Annotated in this window: 27 protein-coding genes; 20 read left to right on the top strand and 7 right to left on the bottom strand. The window is 30.5% G+C overall.

Annotation, left to right across the window (positions count from 1 at the left end; translation table 11 throughout):
* Nucleotides 1–126: 126 nt before the first annotated feature.
* From ACH5BK_RS07935 to ACH5BK_RS07915, 5 genes are all read right to left on the bottom strand, one after another.
* Nucleotides 127–1,674 carry a hypothetical protein gene (locus tag ACH5BK_RS07935; RefSeq protein ID WP_404306180.1) on the bottom strand — a complete coding sequence of 516 codons (1,548 nt, stop codon included), beginning with the start codon at nt 1,672–1,674 and terminating at the stop codon, nt 127–129.
* The gene (gene leuB / locus ACH5BK_RS07930) at nt 1,655–2,722 is read right to left on the bottom strand and encodes a 3-isopropylmalate dehydrogenase (RefSeq protein WP_404306178.1); all 1,068 of its coding nucleotides are present in this window, start codon (nt 2,720–2,722) and stop codon (nt 1,655–1,657) included. Before leuB ends, ACH5BK_RS07935 begins: the two co-directional genes overlap by 20 nt.
* A gap of 11 nt (nt 2,723–2,733) precedes the next feature.
* On the bottom strand, nt 2,734–3,528 hold the full coding sequence (locus ACH5BK_RS07925) for an SDR family NAD(P)-dependent oxidoreductase (RefSeq protein ID WP_404306176.1): 795 nt from the start codon (nt 3,526–3,528) through the stop codon (nt 2,734–2,736).
* A 67-nt stretch (nt 3,529–3,595) separates the two neighbouring features.
* Complete coding sequence (locus ACH5BK_RS07920) at nt 3,596–4,354, bottom strand: response regulator (protein ID WP_404306174.1); 759 nt, start codon at nt 4,352–4,354, stop codon at nt 3,596–3,598.
* A 2-nt stretch (nt 4,355–4,356) separates the two neighbouring features.
* Nucleotides 4,357–5,652 carry a sensor histidine kinase gene (locus tag ACH5BK_RS07915; protein ID WP_404306172.1) on the bottom strand — a complete coding sequence of 432 codons (1,296 nt, stop codon included), beginning with the start codon at nt 5,650–5,652 and terminating at the stop codon, nt 4,357–4,359.
* 136 nt (nt 5,653–5,788) lie between these two features.
* Here ACH5BK_RS07915 and ACH5BK_RS07910 point away from each other — a divergent pair, with 136 nt between their 5' ends.
* The 20 genes from ACH5BK_RS07910 to ACH5BK_RS07815 all read left to right on the top strand — a co-directional run bounded on the left by ACH5BK_RS07910 (nt 5,789) and on the right by ACH5BK_RS07815 (nt 23,059).
* A complete protein-coding gene (locus ACH5BK_RS07910; protein WP_404306170.1) occupies nt 5,789–6,037 on the top strand; it encodes a phenol hydroxylase subunit in 249 nt (82 codons plus the stop codon).
* 13 nt (nt 6,038–6,050) lie between these two features.
* Nucleotides 6,051–7,046 (top strand): aromatic/alkene monooxygenase hydroxylase subunit beta, encoded by a 996-nt coding sequence (locus ACH5BK_RS07905; protein ID WP_404306168.1) that lies wholly within the window; start codon nt 6,051–6,053, stop codon nt 7,044–7,046.
* A gap of 8 nt (nt 7,047–7,054) precedes the next feature.
* Nucleotides 7,055–7,324, top strand: a complete 270-nt coding sequence (locus ACH5BK_RS07900; protein ID WP_404306166.1) for an MmoB/DmpM family protein — start codon at nt 7,055–7,057, stop codon at nt 7,322–7,324.
* An 11-nt stretch (nt 7,325–7,335) separates the two neighbouring features.
* Nucleotides 7,336–8,856: an aromatic/alkene/methane monooxygenase hydroxylase/oxygenase subunit alpha gene (locus ACH5BK_RS07895; protein WP_404306164.1), complete on the top strand. Its 1,521-nt coding sequence runs from the start codon at nt 7,336–7,338 to the stop codon at nt 8,854–8,856.
* Nucleotides 8,856–9,218 carry a phenol hydroxylase subunit P4 gene (locus ACH5BK_RS07890; RefSeq protein WP_404306162.1) on the top strand — a complete coding sequence of 121 codons (363 nt, stop codon included), beginning with the start codon at nt 8,856–8,858 and terminating at the stop codon, nt 9,216–9,218. The genes ACH5BK_RS07895 and ACH5BK_RS07890 overlap by 1 nt, the downstream gene beginning before the upstream one ends.
* Nucleotides 9,215–10,273 carry an NADH:ubiquinone reductase (Na(+)-transporting) subunit F gene (locus ACH5BK_RS07885; protein ID WP_404306160.1) on the top strand — a complete coding sequence of 353 codons (1,059 nt, stop codon included), beginning with the start codon at nt 9,215–9,217 and terminating at the stop codon, nt 10,271–10,273. Before ACH5BK_RS07890 ends, ACH5BK_RS07885 begins: the two co-directional genes overlap by 4 nt.
* 159 nt (nt 10,274–10,432) lie before the next feature.
* Nucleotides 10,433–10,765, top strand: a complete 333-nt coding sequence (locus ACH5BK_RS07880) for a 2Fe-2S iron-sulfur cluster-binding protein (protein ID WP_404306158.1) — start codon at nt 10,433–10,435, stop codon at nt 10,763–10,765.
* A gap of 18 nt (nt 10,766–10,783) precedes the next feature.
* Nucleotides 10,784–11,734 carry a catechol 2,3-dioxygenase gene (locus ACH5BK_RS07875; RefSeq protein ID WP_404306156.1) on the top strand — a complete coding sequence of 317 codons (951 nt, stop codon included), beginning with the start codon at nt 10,784–10,786 and terminating at the stop codon, nt 11,732–11,734.
* 15 nt (nt 11,735–11,749) lie between these two features.
* Entirely contained in the window at nt 11,750–12,178 is a 429-nt protein-coding gene (locus ACH5BK_RS07870; protein ID WP_404306154.1) for a heme-binding protein, read from the top strand.
* Nucleotides 12,171–13,628 (top strand): 2-hydroxymuconic semialdehyde dehydrogenase, encoded by a 1,458-nt coding sequence (locus tag ACH5BK_RS07865; protein ID WP_404306152.1) that lies wholly within the window; start codon nt 12,171–12,173, stop codon nt 13,626–13,628. The genes ACH5BK_RS07870 and ACH5BK_RS07865 overlap by 8 nt, the downstream gene beginning before the upstream one ends.
* 9 nt (nt 13,629–13,637) lie before the next feature.
* Nucleotides 13,638–14,432, top strand: a complete 795-nt coding sequence (locus tag ACH5BK_RS07860) for a fumarylacetoacetate hydrolase family protein (protein ID WP_404306150.1) — start codon at nt 13,638–13,640, stop codon at nt 14,430–14,432.
* A 17-nt stretch (nt 14,433–14,449) separates the two neighbouring features.
* Entirely contained in the window at nt 14,450–15,337 is an 888-nt protein-coding gene (locus tag ACH5BK_RS07855) for an acetaldehyde dehydrogenase (acetylating) (RefSeq protein WP_404306252.1), read from the top strand.
* 1 nt (nt 15,338) lies between these two features.
* Complete coding sequence (gene dmpG / locus ACH5BK_RS07850; protein WP_404306148.1) at nt 15,339–16,367, top strand: 4-hydroxy-2-oxovalerate aldolase; 1,029 nt, start codon at nt 15,339–15,341, stop codon at nt 16,365–16,367.
* The gene (gene dmpH, locus ACH5BK_RS07845) at nt 16,367–17,155 is read left to right on the top strand and encodes a 2-oxo-3-hexenedioate decarboxylase (protein WP_404306146.1); all 789 of its coding nucleotides are present in this window, start codon (nt 16,367–16,369) and stop codon (nt 17,153–17,155) included. Before dmpG ends, dmpH begins: the two co-directional genes overlap by 1 nt.
* 107 nt (nt 17,156–17,262) lie before the next feature.
* Complete coding sequence (locus ACH5BK_RS07840) at nt 17,263–17,472, top strand: 2-hydroxymuconate tautomerase (protein ID WP_404306250.1); 210 nt, start codon at nt 17,263–17,265, stop codon at nt 17,470–17,472.
* A 1-nt stretch (nt 17,473) separates the two neighbouring features.
* Nucleotides 17,474–18,481 carry an MsnO8 family LLM class oxidoreductase gene (locus ACH5BK_RS07835; protein ID WP_404306144.1) on the top strand — a complete coding sequence of 336 codons (1,008 nt, stop codon included), beginning with the start codon at nt 17,474–17,476 and terminating at the stop codon, nt 18,479–18,481.
* 2 nt (nt 18,482–18,483) lie between these two features.
* On the top strand, nt 18,484–19,302 hold the full coding sequence (locus ACH5BK_RS07830) for an alpha/beta fold hydrolase (RefSeq protein ID WP_404306142.1): 819 nt from the start codon (nt 18,484–18,486) through the stop codon (nt 19,300–19,302).
* 328 nt (nt 19,303–19,630) lie between these two features.
* Entirely contained in the window at nt 19,631–20,788 is a 1,158-nt protein-coding gene (locus tag ACH5BK_RS07825) for an OprD family outer membrane porin (RefSeq protein WP_404306140.1), read from the top strand.
* Nucleotides 20,789–20,880: 92 nt separating this feature from the next.
* On the top strand, nt 20,881–21,777 hold the full coding sequence (locus tag ACH5BK_RS07820) for a DMT family transporter (RefSeq protein WP_404306138.1): 897 nt from the start codon (nt 20,881–20,883) through the stop codon (nt 21,775–21,777).
* The gene (locus tag ACH5BK_RS07815; protein WP_404306136.1) at nt 21,770–23,059 is read left to right on the top strand and encodes a tellurium resistance protein TerC; all 1,290 of its coding nucleotides are present in this window, start codon (nt 21,770–21,772) and stop codon (nt 23,057–23,059) included. Before ACH5BK_RS07820 ends, ACH5BK_RS07815 begins: the two co-directional genes overlap by 8 nt.
* A 248-nt stretch (nt 23,060–23,307) precedes the next feature.
* Here the strand turns inward: ACH5BK_RS07815 and ACH5BK_RS07810 are convergent, their stop codons facing one another.
* Together ACH5BK_RS07810 and ACH5BK_RS07805 are read right to left on the bottom strand one after the other, a co-directional pair.
* Nucleotides 23,308–23,895, bottom strand: coding sequence for an NlpC/P60 family protein (locus tag ACH5BK_RS07810; protein WP_404306134.1), 588 nt, complete (start codon nt 23,893–23,895; stop codon nt 23,308–23,310).
* Nucleotides 23,896–23,952: 57 nt separating this feature from the next.
* On the bottom strand, nt 23,953–24,468 hold the full coding sequence (locus ACH5BK_RS07805) for an NlpC/P60 family protein (protein ID WP_404306132.1): 516 nt from the start codon (nt 24,466–24,468) through the stop codon (nt 23,953–23,955).
* Between the last annotated feature and the right edge of the window lie 9 nt (nt 24,469–24,477).

Genomic DNA, 24,477 nt, shown 5'->3' with positions numbered 1-24,477 from the left:
TGCGGTTTAGGTGTATCAACATCTGGACTTTGAACTTTTCCTGCATCAACACTTGGAACTGCTTCTACTTTTGGATTACCATTTGCATCAAATTTATTTAAGTTTTATTCTTCAACTCTAATCTTACTAGCCTCTACTTCTTTTAACTGTTTGTCCATACTCTGATGTACTAATTACTTCATAAGGCTTATTATTCTTTGACATTTTTGTTTCCATAGGAAGTTCTTGAGTAGGTTTAATACCTACATCTTTTAAGTCTTTCATTCCTATATCTGCACCACTATTGACTTTACTCATAAAAGAAGATAATTTCGCATTATTTTTACTAAATGTATCTTGGTCAATCTTACCACTTCTAAAATCATCTACATTTAACTTATACTTTTGTTGTGCTTGATTAAACATTGTTTCTCTTGCTAATTCATCTGGATCTTTCTTAATTAAATCAGTTTTTTTATCATTTAATTCTTTTTCCATATATTTTTGTGTCTTTTTATTCTTTTTTATGTTATCATCTTTTATATCTTTAGAAGGAGAGTCTGTTATGTCATCTGCAATTTTAGGAGCTGTATTTGTATTTGTTGTGCTTTGGGTTGGTGCTGCACTTTGGGGAGCAGTTGAAGGGTTTTTTTCAAAAGCAGTAGGAGAAGATGAAGAATAATATTTTTCTTTAGTTGCATCATCCAAGTTCTCTAAATTTTTAGGGTCTTTTGCAAATTCTTCTCTACCTTTTTCTGTTTTTAAATCATACCATTTTCCATCATTACCTTTTTTATGCCCTTCTTTTTTAGAATGTCTTTTATCTGATATTTTTTCAGAAAGCTTTTTCCTTGAACTTGCAATTCTATCTCTTACTTTACCACCAGTTAGAGTATCTAATGCACCTAGCACTACTGCACCTTGTAAAACTCCTTTAGCAATTTCGCCTACAGTATCATTTCCTACTAAATCAATTAATGGATCATAATTAAATTGCCCACCTTTGTTTTTAACATCAACATTATCATTATACTCTTTTCTATCTCCTGAAACCACACTATTTAGTGCATTAGCTTGTATTGATGGGTTTTTACCTAATGTACCACTAAATGACATACCACCTGCAATTAATGAGTTATTACTATTCATATTATTTGCATTTAAAAAAGCTTTTGCTCTTGCAAAGTTTTGTGGGTTTACTTGATATCCCCCTTTATCATCTATACTAATTAAGCCTGACTTTTCTAAATCATTCATAACTTCATTTTTTCTAGCATTGCCTTCTTCTTCATTTTTTCCAGATTCTTGTGCCATTGAGATCATTTTATCTGCAAGATTTTTTATATATTCTGGGTTATTTTTCATTACATTCATCATACCTGCAACATTACCCATTTTTTGATAAGATTGAAGTTCTGCTGAACCACTAACTGTAAATTTACCTTGACTAGTTAAAGTACCATCACTATTAAGCATTTTGGCTTTTTGTTCACCTTTCATTGTAGAAATTGAGGTATCAGTTTGTTTATTAGCTGTTTGTACTTGTAATCCTACATAGCCTCCATTATCTTTATTACTTTTATTAGCAGTATCAACTGTTGCAATATCTGCTGAAGTTTTACCTTCTGCCATATCTTCTATTACTTGATTAAAGTTTTTTCCTGTTCTTCTAGCTTTATTTGTTGATATACTCAACTATAATATCTCCCATTTGTGAAGTACTTAAAACCTCTTTGGCATCAAAAGATGCTAAATCTTTTGTTCTATAGCCATCTTTTAATACATCTTTTATAGCTTTTTGAATTATATTTGAAGCTTCCTCTTCATTTAGTGAATACTTAAGCATCATACTAGCACTCTCAATAGTAGCTATTGGATTTGCTATTCCTAAACCTGCAATATCAGGAGCTGAACCATGAATAGGCTCATAAACTGCTGTTTTATTTCCAGTTGAAGCACTAGGAAGAAGACCGATTGAACCTACTACCATTGAAGCTGTATCACTTAAAATATCTCCAAAAATATTTCCTGTAACTATTACATCAAACTGTTTAGGATCTCGCACTAACTGCATAGCTGCATTATCTACATATATATGAGTTAATTCCACTTCTGGATACTCTTTTGATAACTCAATCATAGTAGCTCTCCAAAGTTGTGATACTTCAAGAACATTTGATTTATCAACTGAACATAATCTTTTATCTCTTTTCATAGCAAGTTCAAAAGCTGTTTTTCCGATTCTTTGGATTTCCTCTTTTGTATAAACCATGGTATTAAAAGCTTTTTGTCCATTATTTTGCCTTGGCTCTCCAAAATATATACCACCAATTAATTCTCTTACAACCATAATATCACAGCCTTTAATAATTTCAGGCTTTAGGGTTGAAGCATTTGTAAGTTCATCATAAACAATCGCAGGTCGTAAGTTTGCATATACTCCTAATTCTTCTCTAAATTTTAAAAGTCCAGATTCAGGTCTTAGATGTCTAGGTAAGTTATCCCATTTTTCACCACCGATTGCTCCAAATAAACAAGCATCTGATTTTATAACTCCTTCAAGAGTTTCAATAGGTAAAGGATGTCCTACTTTATCAATAGCAGCACCACCCATTAAATATTCTTTATATTCTAAACTAAAGCCACACTTTTTACTAACTGCATCTAATACTTTCACAGCTTCGTTTATAATCTCAACACCAATTCCATCACCTTTGATTAAAGATATATTATAGTTTTTCATCTGTTTCCTTTTTATATTGCACTTTGAACTACACCAGCATCAGCTCTTAAAACTGCACCATTTGTGGCACTTGATAATGGGCTTGATGTGTAAACAATCATATTTGATACTTCTTCAACTTCTGTGAATCTTTTAAGTAGCGATGTAGGTCTTATATTTTTAAAAAAGTCATCTTGCATTTGTTCAAAAGTAAAGTTCATTTGTTTTGCATAGTCATTTAAAAAAGTAGTAACACCTTCTGATTTAGTAGGTCCTATTATTATAGAGTTTGAAGTTACATTTGTACCAGCTGTAAGTTCTGCTATTCCTCTAGCAACTGATAATTGTGCAGTTTTAGTCATACCATAATGAATCATTTCTTTTGGTATTTGATATGCTGATTCACTAGAAATAAAGATGACTCTTCCCCAGTTTTGCTCTAACATAAAAAGTAAATAGTGTTGAGATAGTCTTACTCCACTCATTACATTGGTATTAAACATTTTAAGCCAGTCATCTTCCTCTAAACTTGTAAACTCTTTTGGCTCAAATATTCCTAGATTATTTATCAAAATATCTACTTTTTGTAGCTGTTTTATTAGTTTGTCACAGCCTTCTTTACTTGATAAGTCAGCAACAATTCCTTCAACTTTTGCATTTTGATTATGTGATTTTATTTTATTGATAGCTTCTTGAACATTTTGTTTATTTCTTCCATTTATATAGACATAAACACCCTCATCACATAGTTTTTTAGCTGTTGCAAAACCAACACCTAAGGTTGAACCTGTAACAAGAGCAGTTTTATTTTCAAGTTTTAAATCCATACTAATACTCCTTTATAAAAATAAAGGCATTTTAGTAGAATTTAATCGTATTCTTATCGCACTTTTTTTAGAACAACTCTATTTTATAACCTGAATTATTCTGATTTACTATTAAATCTTTATGTATTTTACTTCTAAGTCTAAATAACACAGATCTAAAAGCTGCATATCCTGCTGGTTCATCTTGCCAAATAGCATATTCCATTTGTTCTTGTGATACAAACTGCCCAGCACTCCTACAAAGTAAATCAATAATTTTTTTTTCTTTAGCAGTAAGTTTTATAGGCTCATCTCCATAGTATAAAACTTCTACTTCTTTGTCATAAAGATATCCATATTTTAACTGTATTGTTCTATGATTTTGTTCCTTATTTAAAGATAATTGATGTTCTAAAGTTTTGTTTATATTCTCAACGGCGTCAAGCTTTTTAATTTTTTCATTATCTTCTTTTGCTTTGCTAAGTGCTACTTCAATTGCTGCGTGTAAACTTTGTTTTTTGTATGGTTTTATTATATATCCATAAGCGAAAGTTTCAGAAGCTTCTTTTATTGTTTTTATCTCTGAATTAGCTGTTAGAAAAACTACAGGTACTTCAGGAATTGAATTTTTTAACTCTTTAGCAAGTTCTATTCCTGTAGTTGGACCTTTTAGATAAATATCCATTAAAATTAAATCAGGTTTAGCACCTTTTTCTAGCAAAGCTAAAGTTTTACATCTATTAGGTGCAACTCCACAAACCTTATACCCTAATTCAATTAGTGTTTCTTTTAGGTTTAGTGCAATTATTGATTCATCTTCTACAATTAAAATTTCAATTTTGCTCATTATTATTCTCCCTCATCCTTAGAAAAAATTATATTACACTCTAAGCCATTATTATTCTTAAACTCTATAGTCCCATCTAGTTGATCTTCTATAATTGAGTGAATAAGTTGCATTCCAATTGAATCACCTTTATATAAAGAACTAATATCTTCTAAGCCTTCTCCATTATCGCGTATTTTTACATGAATTTTATCTTGAATCTTTTTCATGTGAATACATAGTAAATTATCTCTATCTTCTTTAAATGCGTATTTTAAAGCATTTACACATAATTCATGTAAAACCATACCTATTTGAATACATCTGTTTGTAGAAAAACTTAAATTATCAATATGAACATCTACATTTAAAGTTGTATTTTGAGAAATATATAATTCTTTTATATCATCCACAAGTCTTTTTATATAGTTTTTTAGATTTATATATGCAAGGTTTTCACCTAAATATAAAAACTCATGAACTAAGGCCATAGTATGAATTCTACTTCTACTTTGTTGTAAGATATAAATCATATCTCTATCTTTTGTTCGTCTCTCTTGCATATTTAATAAAGAAGAGATTATTTCCATATTATTTTTTACTCTATGATGTATCTCTTTTAGTAATATATCTTTTTCTTCAACTGATTTTTGAAGTTCTTGATTCATCTTTGTAATTTTTGTTCTATATTCTTGTCTTTGTGTCATATCTCTTGCAAAAGCACAGATATATTCATGGCCATTGTGAGTAAACCCATGTCCTGAAACCTCTACAGGAAAAATAGTTCCATCTTTTCTTATTTGTGTTGTTTCTAATCTCCAGTCTTTATGATTATAAATATTATGCATACACTCTTTTGCTGTTTGTCTATCAAAGTTTGGATCCATATCTTCTAAATACATTTGGTTTAAAAACTCTTCTTTACTTCTACCTATCATTTTACAAGCAGCTTCATTTACATAAATAAATTTTGCATCTAATGTAAACCAATAAATTGCGTCAATTGAGTTATTTAATGCAAATTCATAAGGTACAAGTCTTTCTTTATCTTTATCTTTTAATTCTTTATATGACTGCTCAATCCTAGATACTACTTTTTGCATGTGATTTAACATGATAAATAGAATTATTCCAGTTGTTATTAAAAATAAAATCCCAAAAGTTAAAGGTCCTTCTTTACTTAGTGAATGATACTTTGAAAACTCACTTATAAGTCTATCAATAAACAAAATACCAATAGCACCTATTAATATATAAGTTAGTGAAAACTTAGTAGGTATAGATTTATTATTTAAAATATAGTTCTTAACTTTTCCCATTTTACTGCTCTTATTGTAGATTTGAAAAATTATAACATAAATAAAAATATTCACTAATAACTGCGATAATTTTGCGATTTTTTTCCATTAAGATTCAAATTGAATTAAAAATTCATAATTGAAAAAGGTAGGTGTTATGGCTAATGAATCACCATTTGAAAGAAAATATGTACATATTACTGATGTTAAACCAAATGATTTAGTAGAGTTTGATTTTTCTATTGGTGATCCATGTATGTATGTTGAACTTGCATTGCCGAAAAAGCAATTTGATGAGTTTTGTAAAAGAAATGCAGTTAAGCATTTAACAAGAGAACAACAGATTGATGTGGAAAACGACAAACATAAATGGCAGTATGGTGTTGTTGGAACACTAAGTAAATAAAGGAGTTAAGAATATGTCTTTAGATATTAAAAGTATAGATATTAAACCAAAGAGAGAAACTTTTGGTCATGTAGAAAGAAGAATTGGTGAAGGCAAGATGGCTTCAAGATATGAAGAGGCTACTTATGATATTCAACCAATTGCTAATTTTCACTACAGACCGTATGCAAACCCAAATTTTGAGTTATATGATAAAAACAAAACTAGCATTAAAATGGAAGATTGGTATAAGTTTTTAGATCCAAGACAATATCACTATGCTTCGTATGTTACAGCAAGAGCAAAACAACAAGAAGTTGCTGAACAAAATTTTGTATTTGTAGAAAAAAGAAATATGTTAGATGTAATGCCAGAAGATATAAAACAAGAAATCTTGAATTATGTTTTACCTCTTAGACATTATGAGTGGGGAGCAAATATGAATAATCTTCAATTATGTTCAGAAGGTTATGGGGCAGCTATTACAAATGCATATATGTTTCATGCAGAAGATAGACTAGGAAACGCTCAGTATCTTACAAGAATTGGACTATTACTTAGTGAAAATGAACCTGCTGTTTTAGATACTGCAAAAGATAAATGGTTAAATGATGAATCATGGCAGCCACTTAGAAAAGCAATGGAAGATAGCTTTGTTTTACAAGATTGGTTTGAATTACATATTGCACAAAATGTAATTTTAGATGGTTTTATTCATCCTTTAGTATTTGACAAATATGAACAAGAGTTAAATCAAAGAGGTGGAACAGCTCAAACAATGATGACAGAATTTATCACATCATGGAATGATGAATCTGCAAAATGGATTGATATGACAATTAAAGTTGCAGCTTTAGAATCTGATGAAAATAAAGAGTTATTAAATCAATGGTGTAAAAAATATATTGATATTGCTAAAAATGCAGCACTAGCAATTGCTAAAAATATAGTTAATAATCCAGAAGAAACAATTAGTAGTATAGAAGAACAATTAGTGGCAAGATTAAATAAAAATGGTTTAAACCTATAGGAGAAAGAATGTCAAAAGTATTTTTAGCACTTCAAGCAGTAGATGAAACAAGAGCTATTATTGAAGCAATTCAAGAAGATAACGAAAATGTTGAGGTTGATCCACAACCTGCAATGGTAAAAATTTCAGCAGAGAAAAAGATGGTAATAAATGCCCAAACAGTATCTGAAAAACTAGGTAGAGAATGGGATCCACAAGAGTTACAGTTAGTTTTAATTTCATTAGCCGGAAATGTTGATGAGGATTATGATCATTTTACAATTTATTGGGAAAACTAGGAGAAAATATTATGACTATGAGTACACAAAAAAGAAAAAAACGTCTAAATATGAAGGACAAATATAAGTATATGACAAGACTTGGTTGGGAAACTACATATCAAGATATGGATGACGTTTTCCCTGAAGATAAATTTGAGGGAATAAAAATACATGATTGGGAAGCTTGGGAAGATCCATTTAGAATGACAATGGATGCTTATTGGAAATACCAAGGTGAAAAAGACAAAAAGTTATATGCAATTATTGATGCATTTGCTCAAAATAATGGACAAAAAAATATTACAGATGCAAGATATGTATCAGCTTTAAAACTGTTTTTAACAGGTGTTTCGCCATTAGAATATCAAGCACATAGAGGGTTTGCTAATATTGCAAGAGCTTTTAGAGGTGATGGTCCAAGAGTTGCTTGTCAAATGCAAGCTATTGATGAGTTAAGACATGTACAAACTCAAGTTCATACTTTAAGTCATTATAATAAATATTTTAATGGTTTTTCAGAATGGACACATTGGCATGATAATGTTTGGTATTTATCTGTTCCTAAATCTTTTTTTGATGATGCAAGAGCAGCAGGACCTTTCGAGTTTATTATTGCTATTGGATTCTCATTTGAGTATGTATTAACAAATCTTTTATTTGTACCATTTATGAGTGGTGCTGCTTATAATGGAGATATGGCGACAGTAACATTTGGATTCTCTGCACAAAGTGATGAGGCAAGACACATGACTTTAGGTTTACAAGCAATTAAGTTCTTATTAGAGCAAGACCCTGATAATGTTCCTATTGTTCAAAAGTGGATTGATAAATGGACATGGAGAGGATATAAAGTTTTAGGTTTAGTATCTGCAATGATGGATTATATGTTACCTGAATCACCACAATCTTGGAAAGAAGCTTGGGAATTATATTTTGAGCAAAACACAGTTGCATTATTTAAAGATTTAGAAAGATATGGAATTACAGTTCCAGATTGTGCAGCAACAATAAAAGCTGAAAAAGAGCATATTTCTCATCAAGTTTGGATGACTTTATATACTCATAATGCAGCAGCACCTTTCCATACTTGGATTCCAGATGAGAAAAAAATGGACTGGTTAAGCCAAAAGTATCCAGATACTTTTGATAAGTACTACAGACCTGTTTATGAACATTGGAATAAGTTAGAAAAAGAGGGTAAAAGATACTATTCTGAAATGCTTCCTCAATTATGTCAAACTTGTCAATTACCAATGTTAGCAACAGAAGTTGAAAAAGGTGAACCAACACAAATTGCTCATAGACATACTATGTATAATGGTGAGAGATTCCATTTCTGTTCGGATCATTGTAAAGATATTTTTGAAGATGAACCTGAAAAGTTTATCCAATCGTGGTTACCAGTACATCAAATTTTCCAAGGAAATTGTGGTGGAGCAACACTTCCAGAAGTACTTAAGTGGTATAAAGTTGAGTTTGGACAAGACAATCTTGATTATGTAGGTTCTCAAGATGAAAAAATGTGGAAAGAATGGAAAGGAGAAGCATAATGGCAATTCAAGCAAAAGGTGAATATCCAGTAATTATGATGGATAGTGTAGATAAGTTTCATGGTAATCAACTTGTATATGTAGGTTGGGATAAACATAAGTTGATAAATTCAGCAATGGCTTTTCCTTTGCCACCTGCTATGCCTTTTAAAGCATTAGTTCATGAAGTAATGCCTAGTTGTTATAAAGATCATCCAGATTTTGAAAAAGTTGTATGGGATGATTCTGTTATTTGGAGATTAAACGGTGAAGAGTTTACTCCTGATTTTGAAAAGTCACTTGAAGATAATGGAATTGACCATAAATCATTAGTTAGATTTGAAACACCAAATTTAACAGGAATTAATGGAGTAGGAATGTGAGTTATCAAGTAGAAATAGAACCAACAGGAGATATAGTAGAAGTAGGGGATGGTCAAACTATCCTTGATGCTGCTTTAAGACAAGGGGTATATATTCCCCATGCGTGTTCTCATGGTTTATGTGGTACTTGTAAGATAGAAGTTTTAGAAGGTGAGGTTGACTATGGTGCAGCCTCTCCTTTTGCCCTTATGGATATGGAAAAAGATGAGGGGAAATGTCTTGCTTGTACTGCTACACCTATGGAAGATTGTGCTATAGAAGCTGATGTTGATGAAGATCCAGATGCAAAATCAATACCTGTAAAAGACTTTATGGGAACAGTTGTTGAGGTAAAGGATTTAACACCAAGAATCAAAGGTATTTTTATAGAATTAGATGAAGAGATTGAGTTTCAAGCAGGTCAATATGTACAATATCATGTACCAGGCTTTGATGAACCAAGAGCATTTTCTTTATGTAACTCTTCAAATGATAAAAAAATTGTAGAGTTAAATATCTCTTTAGTTCCAGATGGAGAAGCAACTCCTTGGATTCATAAAAATGTAAAAGTAGGTGCTAGAAGGAAAATATCAGGACCTTATGGAAGATTTTTTGTAAGAGAATCTGCTAATAAACCTATGATTTTCTTTGCAGGAGGTTCAGGTCTTTCAAGTCCAAAATCTATGATTTTAGAACAACTTGAAAATGGAAGTAAACAAGAAATAACACTTTTTCATGGTGCTAGAAATGAAGAAGAGTTATATTATGCTGATTTATTTAGAGACTTAGAACAAAAGTATGATAATTTTACTTATGTACCCGTTTTATCCGATGAAGATACACCTTCTTGGGAAGGAAGAAAAGGCTTTGTAAATGATGCAGCAAAAGAGCTTTTTGAAAATGACTTCTCAGGGAAAAAAGCATATCTTTGTGGTCCTCCTCCAATGATAGATGCTTGTATTACAACACTTATGAGAGGAAGACTTTATGAAAAAGATATTTATACTGAAAAGTTCTTCTCAAAAGCTGATTTAAATGCTGAAAATCAGCGTTCACCTCTATTTAAATCTATTTAATTTTATTTAAAAAAAGGCCTGTGTATGCAGGCCTTTTTTTGTTTCTGAAAATTTTTTAAAAATTTATTTTCTGCGATTTTTCTGCGAATCTTTTCAAGTATAGTTCAAATAGTAAAAATATAGATAGTTTTTTTATCTATATATTTTAAAGGATTGAAAATGAATAGTTCAATATTTCAACTTAAAATGCTTGGACTAGATAATAGTGTAAATGCAAATATAAATGAGCACATTTTAAACTCTATGGCAAAAGGTGGAATTGAAATTGCACCAAACGGTTGTCATGGAGGAGGATGTGGTGTTTGTAAAATAAAAATTTTAAAAGGTGATGTTGAAACTTCATGTATGAGTGAAAAACATATATCCCCTGTTGAGAGAGAACAAGGTTTTGTTTTAGCATGTAGAGCTTATCCTAAAACTGATATTGAATTTGAGTTTATTGGAAAAGTAAAATGTAAAAAAACAAAAGATAAAAAATTTGGACTAGTTTAATTTAAAAAAGGAGCAAAAATGGATCAAGGAATTATGAGAATTGGACATATAAATATCAAAGTAATTGATATGGATGAGGCTATTAGACATTATACAAAAGTTATGGATCTAAGAATAACTCATACTGATGAAAATGGAAATGTTTATCTTAAGTGTTGGGATGAGTGGGATAAATACTCATTAGTATTAACACCATCAAATGAAGCTGGATTTATTAATATTGCTTATAAAGTTGTAAATGATTCAGATTTAGATGTTATTAAACAAAAAATTCTTGATTATGGAATTGATGTACAAGATGTTCAAGAAGGAGAAGTTCTTTTCTGTGGAAGAGGTATTAAGTTTAATCTTCCATCTGGACATGAGATGATTCTTTTTGCTAAAAAAGATTTTGTTGGAAAAGATGTTGGGACAAAAAATCCTGATCCATGGCCAGATGGTCTTACAGGAGTTGGAGCTCATTGGTTAGATCATGCTTTATTAATGTGTGAATTAAATCCTGAAAAAGGAATTAATAAAGTTGCTGAAAATACAAAATTTTGTATTGAAGTTTTAAACTTTAAATTAACAGAACAAGTAGTTGTAGGGCCAAATAGTGATGTCCAAGCAGCAACATGGTTAGCTAGAAGTACAACACCTCATGATTTAGCTTTTGTGGGTGGTCCTGAAATGGGATTACATCACTTTGCATTTTTCTTAGATGATTGGGCAGATATATTAAGAGCTGCTGATGTTATGTCAAAAAATGATGTAAAAGTAGATGTTACACCTCAAAGACATGGTATTACAAGAGGAAATACTATTTATTTCTTTGACCCATCTGGAAACAGAAATGAAACATTTGCAGGGCTTGGGTATTTAGTACAACCTGATATGCCTACTATTACTTGGTATGAAGAGAGTCTTTGGAAAGGAATCTTCTATCATACAAAACAGCCTGTTGAATCATTTACAAATGTTTATACATAGAATTTAGGAAATAAAATGTTAACAAAAATATCAAAAGATTTAAGAAGCCAAACAGCTTTAAAACTTTGTGAGTATTCAGTACAAAAAGCAGAAGAATTAAATATAAAAATAAATGTAAGTGTAACTGATTCAAAAGGAGTTGAACTTGCATTTATAAGAATGGATGATTCTTTTATCCATTCAATTCAAATAGCAAAAGATAAGGCTTATACAAGTGCAAGTTTTGGTTTTGATACAGATACTTGGACACAGATTTTCAAAAATGAATCTCATTTAGAACAGGGTTTTTCAAATCGAGATAGATTAATTCCTTTTGGTGGAGGAATTACTATCTTTGAAAATAAAGAAAAAGTTGGAGCTATTGGAGTTTCAGGTGGAACTGAACAAGAAGATATTATTTGTGCAAAATATGCAATAAAAAGGTTAGGATTAAATAATGAATAAAGTACAACACTATATTAACGGACAATTTTTAGACTCATCTTGTGGAGAGTTTTTTGACAATATTAACCCAATGAATGGACAACTTTTAAATAAAGTTGCCTTAGGACGTGAAGATGAAGTAAATGCAGCAGTTGCAGCAGCAAAAGCAGCACTTACAGGGGAATGGGGGCAAATGAAGTTAAATGACAGAATTGCCATGATGTATGAAATTGCAGAAGAAATTGATAGAAGATTTGATGATTTTTTAGAAGCTGAGTGTTTAGATACAGGTAAACCTTACTCAATTGCTAGACATATTGATATTCCAAGAGGTGCTGCAAACTTCAAAGTATTTGCTGATACTATGAAAGCTGTTGCAGATGAAGCTTATAGAATGGATACTCCTGATGGTAAGATAGCAATGAATTATTCAATGAGAAAACCAAAAGGTGTTATTGCTGTAATTTCTCCTTGGAATTTACCTCTTTTACTTATGACTTGGAAGGTTGGTCCTGCTATGGCTTGTGGAAATACAGTTGTTGTAAAACCATCACAAGTAACTCCCTCAACTACATCTTTACTTGGTGAAGTAATGTCAAAAGTAGGAGTTCCTGCTGGTGCATATAATGTAGTTCAAGGAAAAGGTTCAATCACTGGTAATTTACTTACTGCTCACAAAGATGTTGATGCTATTACTTTTACAGGTGAAACAAAAACTGGTGAGATGATTATGAATGCTTGCTCAAAAGGTGTTAGGGATGTATCCTTAGAGCTTGGTGGGAAAAACCCTGCAATTGTTTTTGCTGATTGTGATATGGATAAAGCAGTTCATGAAACAACTAGATCTTGTTTTGCTAACTCTGGTCAGGTTTGTTTAGGAACAGAGAGAGTTTATGTGCAAAGACCAATATTTGATGAGTTTGTATCAAGATTAAAAGAATCAGCACTTAAGTTAAAGCTTGGTATTCACAATGATGATTCAGTTGATATGGGGCCTGTTGTAAGTAAAACTCATCAAGACACAGTTCTTAAATATTATGATATTGCTAAAAAAGAAGGAGCAAATATTGTTCTTGGTGGTGGAGTTCCAAAAATGGAAGGTGAATTAGCAAATGGATTCTTTGTTGAACCTACTATTTGGACAGGACTTCCAGAAGATGCAACTGTAGTAAAAGAAGAGGTATTTGGACCTTGTTGTCATATTGCACCTTTTGATAGTGAAGAAGAGGTAATTAAAATGGCAAATGATACAGACTATGGACTTGCTTCTACAATTTTTACAGAGAATTTAGATAAAGCACATAGAGTAGCTTCTCAAATTGATTCAGGAATTGTATGGATTAACTCTTGGTTCTTAAGGGATTTAAGAACACCATTTGGTGGTATGAAAGGTTCAGGTATTGGTAGAGAGGGTGGTCATCACTCTTTAGAGTTCTATACTGAACTTAAAAATGTATGTATAAAAATGTAAGGGTGTAAAATGGCAATGACACAAGAAAAAATAGAAAAATATGGAAATGAATTATATGAAGCTTTAAAGGGAAATCATACTATTGAGCCAATTTCAAATAGAGAGCCTGATTCTACAATTGAAGATGCTTATGCTATTCAACATCATTTTTTAAAGTTAAGAATGCAAAATGATGGATCTAAAATCATTGGTAAAAAAATTGGAGTTACTTCAAAAGTTGTAATGGATATGTTAGGTGTTCATCAACCTGATTTTGGTTACCTTTTATCAGATATGATTTATTCAGATGGTGATGTAATTGATGTGTCAGCTGGAATGATTCAACCAAAAGCAGAGGGAGAAATAGCCTTTGTTTTAAAAGAGGATTTACAAGGTCCTGGTGTTACAGTTGCTGATGTTATAAAAGCTACTAAGTTTGTAATGCCTTGTTTTGAAATCGTTGATTCAAGGATTAAAGATTGGAAAATCAAAATTCAAGATACAGTAGCTGATAATGCCTCTTGTGGATATATGGTATTTGGAGGTCAAAGTGTAAGTCCTTTAGATGTAGATTTAACAACTTGTGGTATTACTTTAGAGAGAAATGGCGAGCTATTACACACTGGAGCAGGTGCAGCAGCACTTGGAAGTCCTGTAAATGCAGTAGTTTGGCTTGCTAATAAACTTGGAGAGTTTGGAGTATCACTTAAAGCAGGTGAGGTTATCTTATCAGGTGCTCTATGTGCGATGGTTGATATTAAACCAGGTGATAATATGACTGCAAGTATTGGTGGAGTTGGTTCTGCCTCAATTAGATTTGAATAGACAATTTTTAAGGAAATATCATGTCAAAAATAAATTGTGCATTAATTGGGTCTGGAAATATTGGAACAGACCTAATGTATAAACTAAAAAGAAGTGAAATATTAAATCCTTTATGGATGGTTGGTATTGATCCAGAGTCTGATGGTTTATTAAGAGCTAAAGAAGATGGAATGAAAACAACAGCTCAAGGTGTTGATGGATTATTACCTTTTATAAAAGAAGATGGGGTAAAAATTGCATTTGATGCAACATCAGCTTATGTTCATGGTGAAAATAATAGAAAATTAGCTGAACTTGGAGTTCAAGTTATTGATTTAACTCCTGCTGCTATTGGTCCTTTTTGTGTACCATCTGTTAATATGGAAGAGCTTTTATCTCAAGATACTCAAAATGTAAATATGGTTACTTGTGGTGGACAAGCTACTATTCCTATGATAGCAGCTGTATCAAAAGTTCAAGAAGTTGAATATGCAGAAATTGTAGCAACAGCAGCATCTAAATCAGCAGGGCCTGGAACTCGTGCAAATATTGATGAGTTTACAGAAACTACAAAACTTGGTATTGAGCAAGTTGGTAAAGCTAGAAAAGGTAAAGCTATTATTATTTTAAATCCAGCAGAACCACCACTTATGATGAGAGATACAATTCATTGTTTAACAGCTGAAAAACCTGATGAAGAAGCTATTACAAAATCAATCCATGAAATGGTTGAAAAAATGCAAGAGTTTATTCCTGGATATGTATTAAAAAATGGACCAGTTTTTGATGGTAATAAAATTTCTATTTGGTTAGAGATTGAGGGATTAGGGGATTATCTTCCTAAATATGCAGGTAATTTAGACATTATTACAGCAGCTGCAACTAATATAGCTGAACAAATGGCTAAAAAAATTAAAGGAGCATAAGATGGATTTACAAGGTAAAAAAATAAAAATTCATGATATGTCTTTAAGAGATGGAATGCACTCAATTAGACATCAATTTTCACTTGAAGAGATGACAAATATGTCAACAGCAATGGATAAAGCAGGTGTTCCTTTTATTGAAGTTACACATGGAGATGGTCTTGGTGGTTCATCACTTAACTATGGATGGGGAAGACACACAGATGAAGAGTGGTTAGATGCAGTAGTACCAAATATGACACAAGCTAAAATATCAGCTCTTTTACTTCCTGGTATTGGAATTGTAAAAGACCTTGAGAGAGCTGTAGAACATGGAATTTCTATGGTTAGAGTAGCTACTCACTGTACGGAAGCTGATTGTTCTGCTCAACATATAAAAGCTGCTAAATCTATGGGAATTGATACAGTTGGTTTCTTAATGATGGCACACATGGTAGATGAAAAAAGATTAGTTGAAGAGGCTAGAAAAATGGTTTCTTATGGTGCTACTACTATTTATGCAACTGATTCAGCTGGATATTTATTACCTGATATGGTAAGTGCTAGAATATCTGCACTTAAAGCTGAGTTTGGAGATGAAATTGAACTTGGTTTCCATGGTCATAATAACTTATCAATGGGTGTGGCTAATTCTTTAGCAGCTATTGAAGCAGGAGCAACTAGAATTGATGCATCACTTGCAGGTTTTGGTGCTGGTTCTGGTAATACTGCAACAGAAGTATTAGTTGCTGTTTGTAATAGAATGGGTGTTGAAACTGGTGTTAACCTTGAAGCTATTGAAGATGCTGCTGAGGATATTGCACTTCCTATTATGGGTAAACCTACAAGAATTTCAAGAGATTCTATTACTTTAGGATATGCAGGGGTTTATTCATCATTTTTACTATTTGCTAGACGTGCAGAAGAAAAATATGGAATAGATGCTAGAACTTTACTAGTTGAATTAGGTAGAAGAGGAATGATTGGTGGTCAAGAAGATATGATTGATGATTGTGCTATGGAATTAGCTAAACAAAAAGGATTACTATAATGGCATTAGATAAAGCTACAATAGAAAAATTAGCAAAGCATTGTGAAGATGCTGAATTACAAGCTTATGAGATTACTAAAATTACAGATGATTATCCAGATATGACTTATGAAGATGCTTATGATATTCAATGGACTGCAAGAGCTGCAAAAGAGAAAAGAGGTCATAAAATTGTAGGTATGAAAATGGGATTAACATCTCAAGCTAAAATGAAACAAATGGGTGTTCCTAATCCTTGTTATGGATACTTATGCGATTACTTTGCTTATGGTGATGGGGCACAAATTCCTTTTGATGAATTAATTCATCCAAAAGTAGAAGCTGAGATTGCTTTTGTATTAAAAGATGATTTAAGTGGACCTGGATGTCATATAGGTGATGTTTTAGCTGCTACTGATTTTGTAATGCCAGCTGTTGAGATTATTGATTCAAGATATAAGGATTTTAAATTTGATTTAAAATCTGTAATTGCCGATAACTCTTCATCTTCAAGATATGTAAGTGGTGGTATGGCTAAAAAAGTTGATGAAATTGACCTAAAAACACTTGGTGTAGTTATGGAAATAAATGGTGAAGTTGTTCAACTAGGAGCTGGTGCTGCTGTTCTTGGACACCCTGCTACTGCTATTGCTATGCTTGCTAATATGATGAGTGAAAGAGGTGAGGTTTTAAAGGCTGGTTCTTATATTTTAAGTGGAGCAATTACGGCTGCTACTACTGTTAATAAAGGTGATAATGTAACTGTTAAATTCCAAGACTTAGGAACTTTAACTATGAAATTCATATAGAAAACAAGAGCAACTCGTTGCTCTCTTTAGGGTTTGTTTCTTTAGGTAAAATTTACTTTTACCGATGAAAGAAATTAAAAATGAAATGGTCCCTTTTTTGATGGGACATTAAAAAAGGAGCTTTTATGCCTATTGCACAAATTAATATTATTGAAGGTAGAAGTGATGAGCAAAAAGAGAAACTTATAGAAAAAGTAACTCAAGCAATTCATGAAGCTATAGATGCACCAAAACAAAATGTTAGGGTAATTTTAAATGAAATGCCAAAACAACACTTTGGAATAGGTGGAGAGAGTGTAAAAAAGATGGGGCGATAAAGTGTTAAAATTAAGTGTATTAGACCAATCACCTATTCATGATGGAAAAGAAGCAAAAGAAGGTTTATTTGATACTATAGAATTAGCTAAGTTTTGTGAAAGCTTAGGTTATCATAGATATTTATTAGCAGAACATCATGATACTCCTGGGTATGCTTCTTGTGCTCCTGAAATTATGATTGGAGCAGTTGCTTCTAATACTTCAAAGATTAGAGTTGGTAGTGGTGGAGTTATGCTAAATCATTATAGTTCTTTTAAGGTAGCTGAAACATTTAATACACTTAGTGCTTTATATAATAATAGAATTGACTTAGGAATAGGACGAGCTAGTGGAGGAAGTTTCTTAGCTACACGAGCTTTGCATACTTCAAAAAGTGATTATTCTCAAAAAGCTTATGAACTTATAAACTATTTAGATAATACTACTTCAAAACAATCAGTATTTTATGATTTAAAACTTTCACCCCAAGGAGTACACAGTACACCTGTGTATTTACTTGGTTCTAGTAATTCTAGTTCCTCTTTAGCAGGGGTTTTAGGTGCTGGTTTTATTCTTGCTTTATTTATAGGTACTCATGATAGAAACCCTTCTATTTTAGAAGAGTATAAAAATAGCTTTAATAAAAGTCAAAATTTTAAGGAACCAAAAGCAAGTATTGCTGTTGCTTGTATAGTAGCAGAAAATAAAGAAGAAGCAGAATATATAGCAAGTACTCATACTTACTGGAAATTACAAGCTTTTAGACATCCATCAAGGGATGAACTTCAAAATCCACAAATAGTTCAAGAACTAATAAAAAGTTTAAGCTTTGAGGATAGAAAATATTATGAAGAAACAATGAATACTATGATACTTGGAAATGCAAAAGAGTGTAAACAACAAATAGAACAGTTAGCTTTAGAGTATGAAGTTGATGAGGTAATTGTTGTGAATGTGACTTATTCTTTTGAACATAGAAAAAGATCTTATGAACTTTTAGCAAGAGAATTTAATTTAAATAAGGAGTAAAAATGTCAAACCCAGAAATAGCAAATAGTATAAAAACAGGTGAATTTGATACAAATTATCATGATTTAGGAGAGGGTGAACCTATAATATTTATTCATGGTTCAGGCCCAGGGGTTTCAGCTTATGCAAATTGGCGATTAGCAATGCCTGAACTTGCACATAATTTTAGAGTGATAGCTCCTGATATGGCAGGTTTTGGATATACGCAAAGAGTTAATGGCATGGTTTATAATATGGATGTGTGGGTAAAGCAAATTATTGATTTAATGGATGCTTTAAATATTGAAAAAACAAATTTAGTTGGTAACTCTTTTGGTGGAGCTTTAGCTTTAGCTTTAAGTATAAAATATCCTCAAAGATTTGATAAAATAGTTTTAATGGGAGCTATGGGTGTTGAGTTTGAATTAACAGCAGGACTTGACCAAGCATGGGGTTATATACCAAGTATAGAAAATATGAAAGCTTTACTTGATACTTTTGCTTATAGTAGAGAATTAGTAACTGATGATTTAGCAAAGATGAGATATGAAGCTAGTATTAGAGCTGGTTTTCAAGAGTCTTTTGGTTCAATGTTCCCATATCCAAGACAAAGTAGTGTAAGTGCTATGGCAAGTGATGAAAAAGATATTGAAGCTATTGAAAATGAAGTTTTAATAATTCATGGAAGAGATGATAAGGTTATACCTTTTGAAAATTCTATAAGACTTCATAAGTTAATTGATAATTCTCAACTTCATAGTTTTGCTAAGTGTGGACACTGGAGTCAAATAGAACATAAAGATAGATTTAATAAACTGTTATTAGATTTTTTTACTGAGTAGTATTTTTGCGATTAAATTGCGAAATTTTTTTGTTATTATTTTAACTGAAGGTACAAGTGATACATTTAAAATTTGAAGTTGTGGTACCTGTGTTTTTTGCTTTTAAACTTATTGTGCTTTCTTTTTATCACTAGCAACTTCAATACTCAACATTCTTTTCTTAAAATGATTTAGACATAAAATACGGCATTTCTATGCCGTATGCCCCTATATTTTATTAGTGCGATAGTTTTGCGATTTTATTTAATTAAAATATTTTTTGTAGAGTACCAACTATTATTGCGCGTGTATGGTAGTCTAGAAAATTTCGAAATCTTGGGGAGATAAAATGAAAAAAATTACAAAATTAAGTATGGCTGCATGTTTACTATTTTCAGGTACGACATTTGCTGACACTTTAGAAGAGGCTTTTTCTAATTCAAAAATGAAAGGTGAAATAAAAGCTCAATATTTTAGTGTAGAGCCTGTATCAGATGGGAAAAGTGATGATATCTCAGTTATTGGTGGTAATATAAATGTTATTACAGGTTCTTTTTATGGATTTAATGCAGGAGTTACTTTTCAAACTTCTCATGTTTTAGATATATCTACAGAGGGTACTAATGATTTTAATAAGACTATGGATGCATCAGGTTCTGTTATGTCTGAGGCTTATTTACAATATACAATTAGTAATACATCTTTAAAAGTTGGTAGACAGTATATTAAAACTCCATTAGTTGCTGGTTCTGGTACTAGAATGATTAAACAATCATTTGAAGGAATTACTGTAGTTAATAAAGATTTACCAAATACTATTGTAAGTGCTGCTTATGTTGATAAATATCAAGATAGAACAAATCAAGCTGGAGATCCAGGTGAATTTGATCAGTTTGAAGATGGTGCTATGACTTTATATATAAAGAATAATTCTATAGAAAATTTAACTTTACAAGCACAATATTTAGATGTAAAAGGTAAAGTTTCTGCAAATGATAAGGATGCTACATATTTAGAAGCAGGTTATGATTTTGGTGTAGCAAATATTCATGCACAGTATTTTGATACAACAAATGGTTCAGAAGATGGAACAATGTTTGGTTTAAAAGCTAGTGGAAATGTTGGGGTGTTTAATTTAACAGCATTATATACAACAACAGGAAGTGATGGTACAGTTTATCCTGGTGTTGGTTCAGGTGCTGATAATGCCTTTACTGCTTTACCTTTACATGGTGGAAGTGTAACTTATACTAAAAATACTGATACTTTAGTTGGTGTTATTGCTACAAATATTGCAGGTGTAACGGCTGTTGCTTATTATGGTCAAGTAAATACAGATGAACCTACTTCACCTTTAAACTATGAAAAAATTGATGCAGTTGGTGGATTCTTACAATATGCATTTAATAAAAATCTTTCTGCAAAAGTTATGTATGAAAGTGCTGATTTTGACACAGCTTCAAATGATGATAATATCTTTAGAGTTTACACTTCATATAAATTCTAGTAAAATATTTTATTATAAAAGCTTTTTTTAAGGGTTCAAGTATATACTTGAACCCTTTTTTAATTTAAAAATTTTTTCAAAAGAAGTGGAAGATGCAATATTATATATTATTAGTTTTAGCAGTACTTTTTTGGTCTGGTAATTTTGTTTTTGGGAGATTAGTATCAACAAGTATTGAACCAACAGAGTTATCTTTTTATAGATGGTTTTTTGTTTTAGTTTTATTTTTACCATATATTTTAATAAATATTAAAAGATTAACAAAGGCATTAAAAAAAGATTTTTTACTTTTATTTTTATTGGGTGGTTTTGGTGTTGCTGGGTTTAATACCTTTTTATATTATGGTTTACAAACAACAACAGCTATAAATGCCTTATTAATTAACTCAGCTATTCCTATAATGATAGTTGTTTTATCAACTATTATATTAAAAGTAAAAATTAAAGCTATTCAGGTTTTTGGTATTTTTTTATCAACTTTAGGGGTTATATATCTTATCTTAAAAGGTGAGTTTGAATCTTTAAATACTTTAGAGTTTTCAAAGGGCGATTTATGGATATTATTAGCTGGATTAGTTTGGTCTTTATATTCGATACTTTTAAAGTTTAAACCTAAAGATTTAAAAGCTTTTGATTTTTTAACAATTACTTCTTTTATAGGTGTAGTAATGTTAAGTGTTGCTTTTTACTATCAAGGATATAGTTTTAGTGTAAGTTTTATAGAGAATAAACAGCTTTTTTACTCTTTGATGTATATGATAATATTTCCTTCAATTTTATCTTTTTACTTTTGGAATATAGCTACAGTTGAAGTGGGTGCAAATAAGGCAGGGCAATTTACTCATTTAATGCCAATTTTTGGAGCAGTTTTAGCTTATTTCTTTTTAGGTGAGAAGTTAGAACTATATCATTTAGTTGGAGTTGTATTTATAGCTTTAGGAATTTATTTATCCATATTTTATTTAAAAAAGGACAAAAAAAGTGAATAAAATAATTCCTTTTTCAGGGGTATTAATATTTTTATCTTTTATAAGTACTTTTATTGCTTATTTTTTTAATAATAAAGTATTGATAATTTCAGGCTTATTAGCTTGGTTTGCACTTATTCTTTTGTATATAAGTTTAAATAGTAAGAAGATTTTAAATATACTTATTGTTTTAAGTTTATTTGCTTTTAGTCTCTCTTTTTATATGAATTTTAAAATAGATTTTGTAAAAGTCTTTACAGTAAATCAATATCTATTAACTCTTCTAATAGGAGTAGGTTTTTTAAGATTAATAGCAACTCCTAAAAAAGATAAAAGTTCAAATCTTCCTAAAGGGAAAAAATCTTTTTTAAAAACTTATTTAGGAGTACATCTTTTTGGTTCAGTAATAAATCTTTCATCATTAATTTTAGTAGCAGATAAAATGTATAAAAAAGCTAAGCTTACAAATACTCAAGTGATAGTTCTAACAAGAGCATTTGCTAGTGATGCTTACTGGTCTCCTTTTTTTGTAGCCTTTGCTGCTGCTGTGACTTATGCACCTAATTTAAATACGGTTATTATTCTTTCAAATGGTCTTGTTTTAGCCTTTATCGCTTTTTTATTTACTTATTATGAAGTTTTAAAAGATAAAAGTTTTAATATAGATGAGTTTAGAGGGTATCCTGTAGCTTTTGATACTTTGATACTTCCTTTTGTTTTAGCTGTTTTAGTTTTAATTACTAATCATTTTTTCCCAACAATAAAAGTAATTGTTCTTATCTCTGTTTTTTCTTTTTTATTATCTTTATTTGTTTTACCAATAAAAAAAGGTTTTATTAAAGCTATAAATAAATTAAAAGAGCATATTTTTCATGAACTTCCAAAGATGAAAGTTGAAATGTCTCTTTTTTTAATTGCTGGTATGTTTGGTATTTCAATTAGTTCTATTTTAATAGGCTTAGATTTATCCTTACCTTTTGAAAAATTTGATTGGTTTATTGCCTCTATTCTTTTAGCTATTTTTATTATATTAGCATTTGTAGGAATACATCCCATAATTACTATAGCGATAATTGGGGATTTTTTAAGTTCAGTAAATCATACTTTATTAGCAGTAACATTTTTAATGGCTTGGTCAACTACAGTTTCAACTTCACCTTTTAGTGGTTTAAATCTAACTATTGTCGCAAGATATGGTTTTGAAGGTAAACAAATATTTAAGTTAAATATCTTATATGCACTAAAAATGTACATAGTATGTGTTATTTGTCTGTATTTTTTATCAAATTACTTAAAATTGTAATAAAATCATACAATTATCATATACTCTTATTATAATTACAGTATTAAAGAGGTAGATGCATTCTCATTTGTATCCTTTCTGCTTCCTAAATTATAAATTTAAGTGCATTTACCTCATTAACCTATACTAATTACTAAAAGCCCTATTTATATTACTCTTTTAATCATATTTCAAATTTTATAGCAAGAGTAGTAAGTAAAAATAAACTCATTTCTCCTAAATACAATTAAAACTTTAGGGCTTTTGTATTATAAATCTTTGATTATTCTTCTTGATGTCCAATATGCTTTTTTGTAGAAATTCTTATTTAGTTTTGTAAATTTAACGCCTTTTATTGAAGCGTGCATAAATTTTCCATTACCCATATAAACCCCAACGTGTCTATCAATTCTACCTGTTTTAAAAAATACTAAATCTCCTAGTTTTAATTGAGACTTTTTGATTTTTTCTCCTACTTTAACTTGTGTTCTAGTACTTCTTGGAATTTTAATATTAAATTTCTCTTTAAATATTCTTTGAGTGAAAGCAGAGCAGTCGATTCCTTTTTTTGAATTACCACCAAATTTATATCTTACACCTTTCCATTCATTATAAAATTGCATAAGTGCTTTTTTTATGATCTCATCATTTGATAAAACTTTTTTTTCTATTTCAGTTTTTTTATTCGGTATTTGGTTTTTTACAATATTTTTATTTATTGTATTTGGCTTTACTGGAACCTCAATTTGGGATATTATATTTTTCTTGGGTGTTTCTTTATATATTAGTGTTTTTGTGCTATTACAGGCATTTAAAAAGAGTATAATAAAAGTAAAAAATATTATTTTTTTAATCACGAATTATTCCTAAAATATGATTTTTAAGTGAATATTATACCCTTTTTTTTCTTAGTGTTAAAAGAGAATTCTTTTTGCTTTCCAATAGTGTTTTTTATAATATGGATTGTTTAAAGAAGAGATAATTACACCTTTTTTAGTAGAAGCGTGCATAAATCTAGCATTATCTAAATATATTCCTACGTGTCTTGTATTCCAACCTGTTTTAAAGAAGACTAAGTCTCCTAATCTTAAAGCATCTTTTTTAATATACTTTCCTATGTTATGTTGTTTTTTTGTTGTTCTAGGAAGTTTTAAATTAAAACTTTTTTTATATGCTTTTTGAACGAATGCAGAACAATCAATACCTCTTTTTGAATTTCCTCCCCACTTATATCTAACTGCTTTCCAATCTTTGTAGAAGTGTCTTAGTTGTGAGTTGGTATTTATGAGAGTCTTTTCAAGTGAAGCACTAGGAAATGGTAAGTTATCAAGTTCTTTATAACTATTTACAAAATTTAATGATTTAGTTTTATTTGAGCAAGCTGTTGTAAATATTAAAACTGTAAAAACTAGCAGTATTGTCTTAATCATTTTTAAATT

It is taken from the genome of Arcobacter sp. YIC-80 (assembly GCF_044841725.1).
Classification (GTDB): Bacteria; Campylobacterota; Campylobacteria; order Campylobacterales; family Arcobacteraceae; genus Arcobacter_B.
This window is presented reverse-complemented; position numbering and strand designations above follow the sequence as displayed.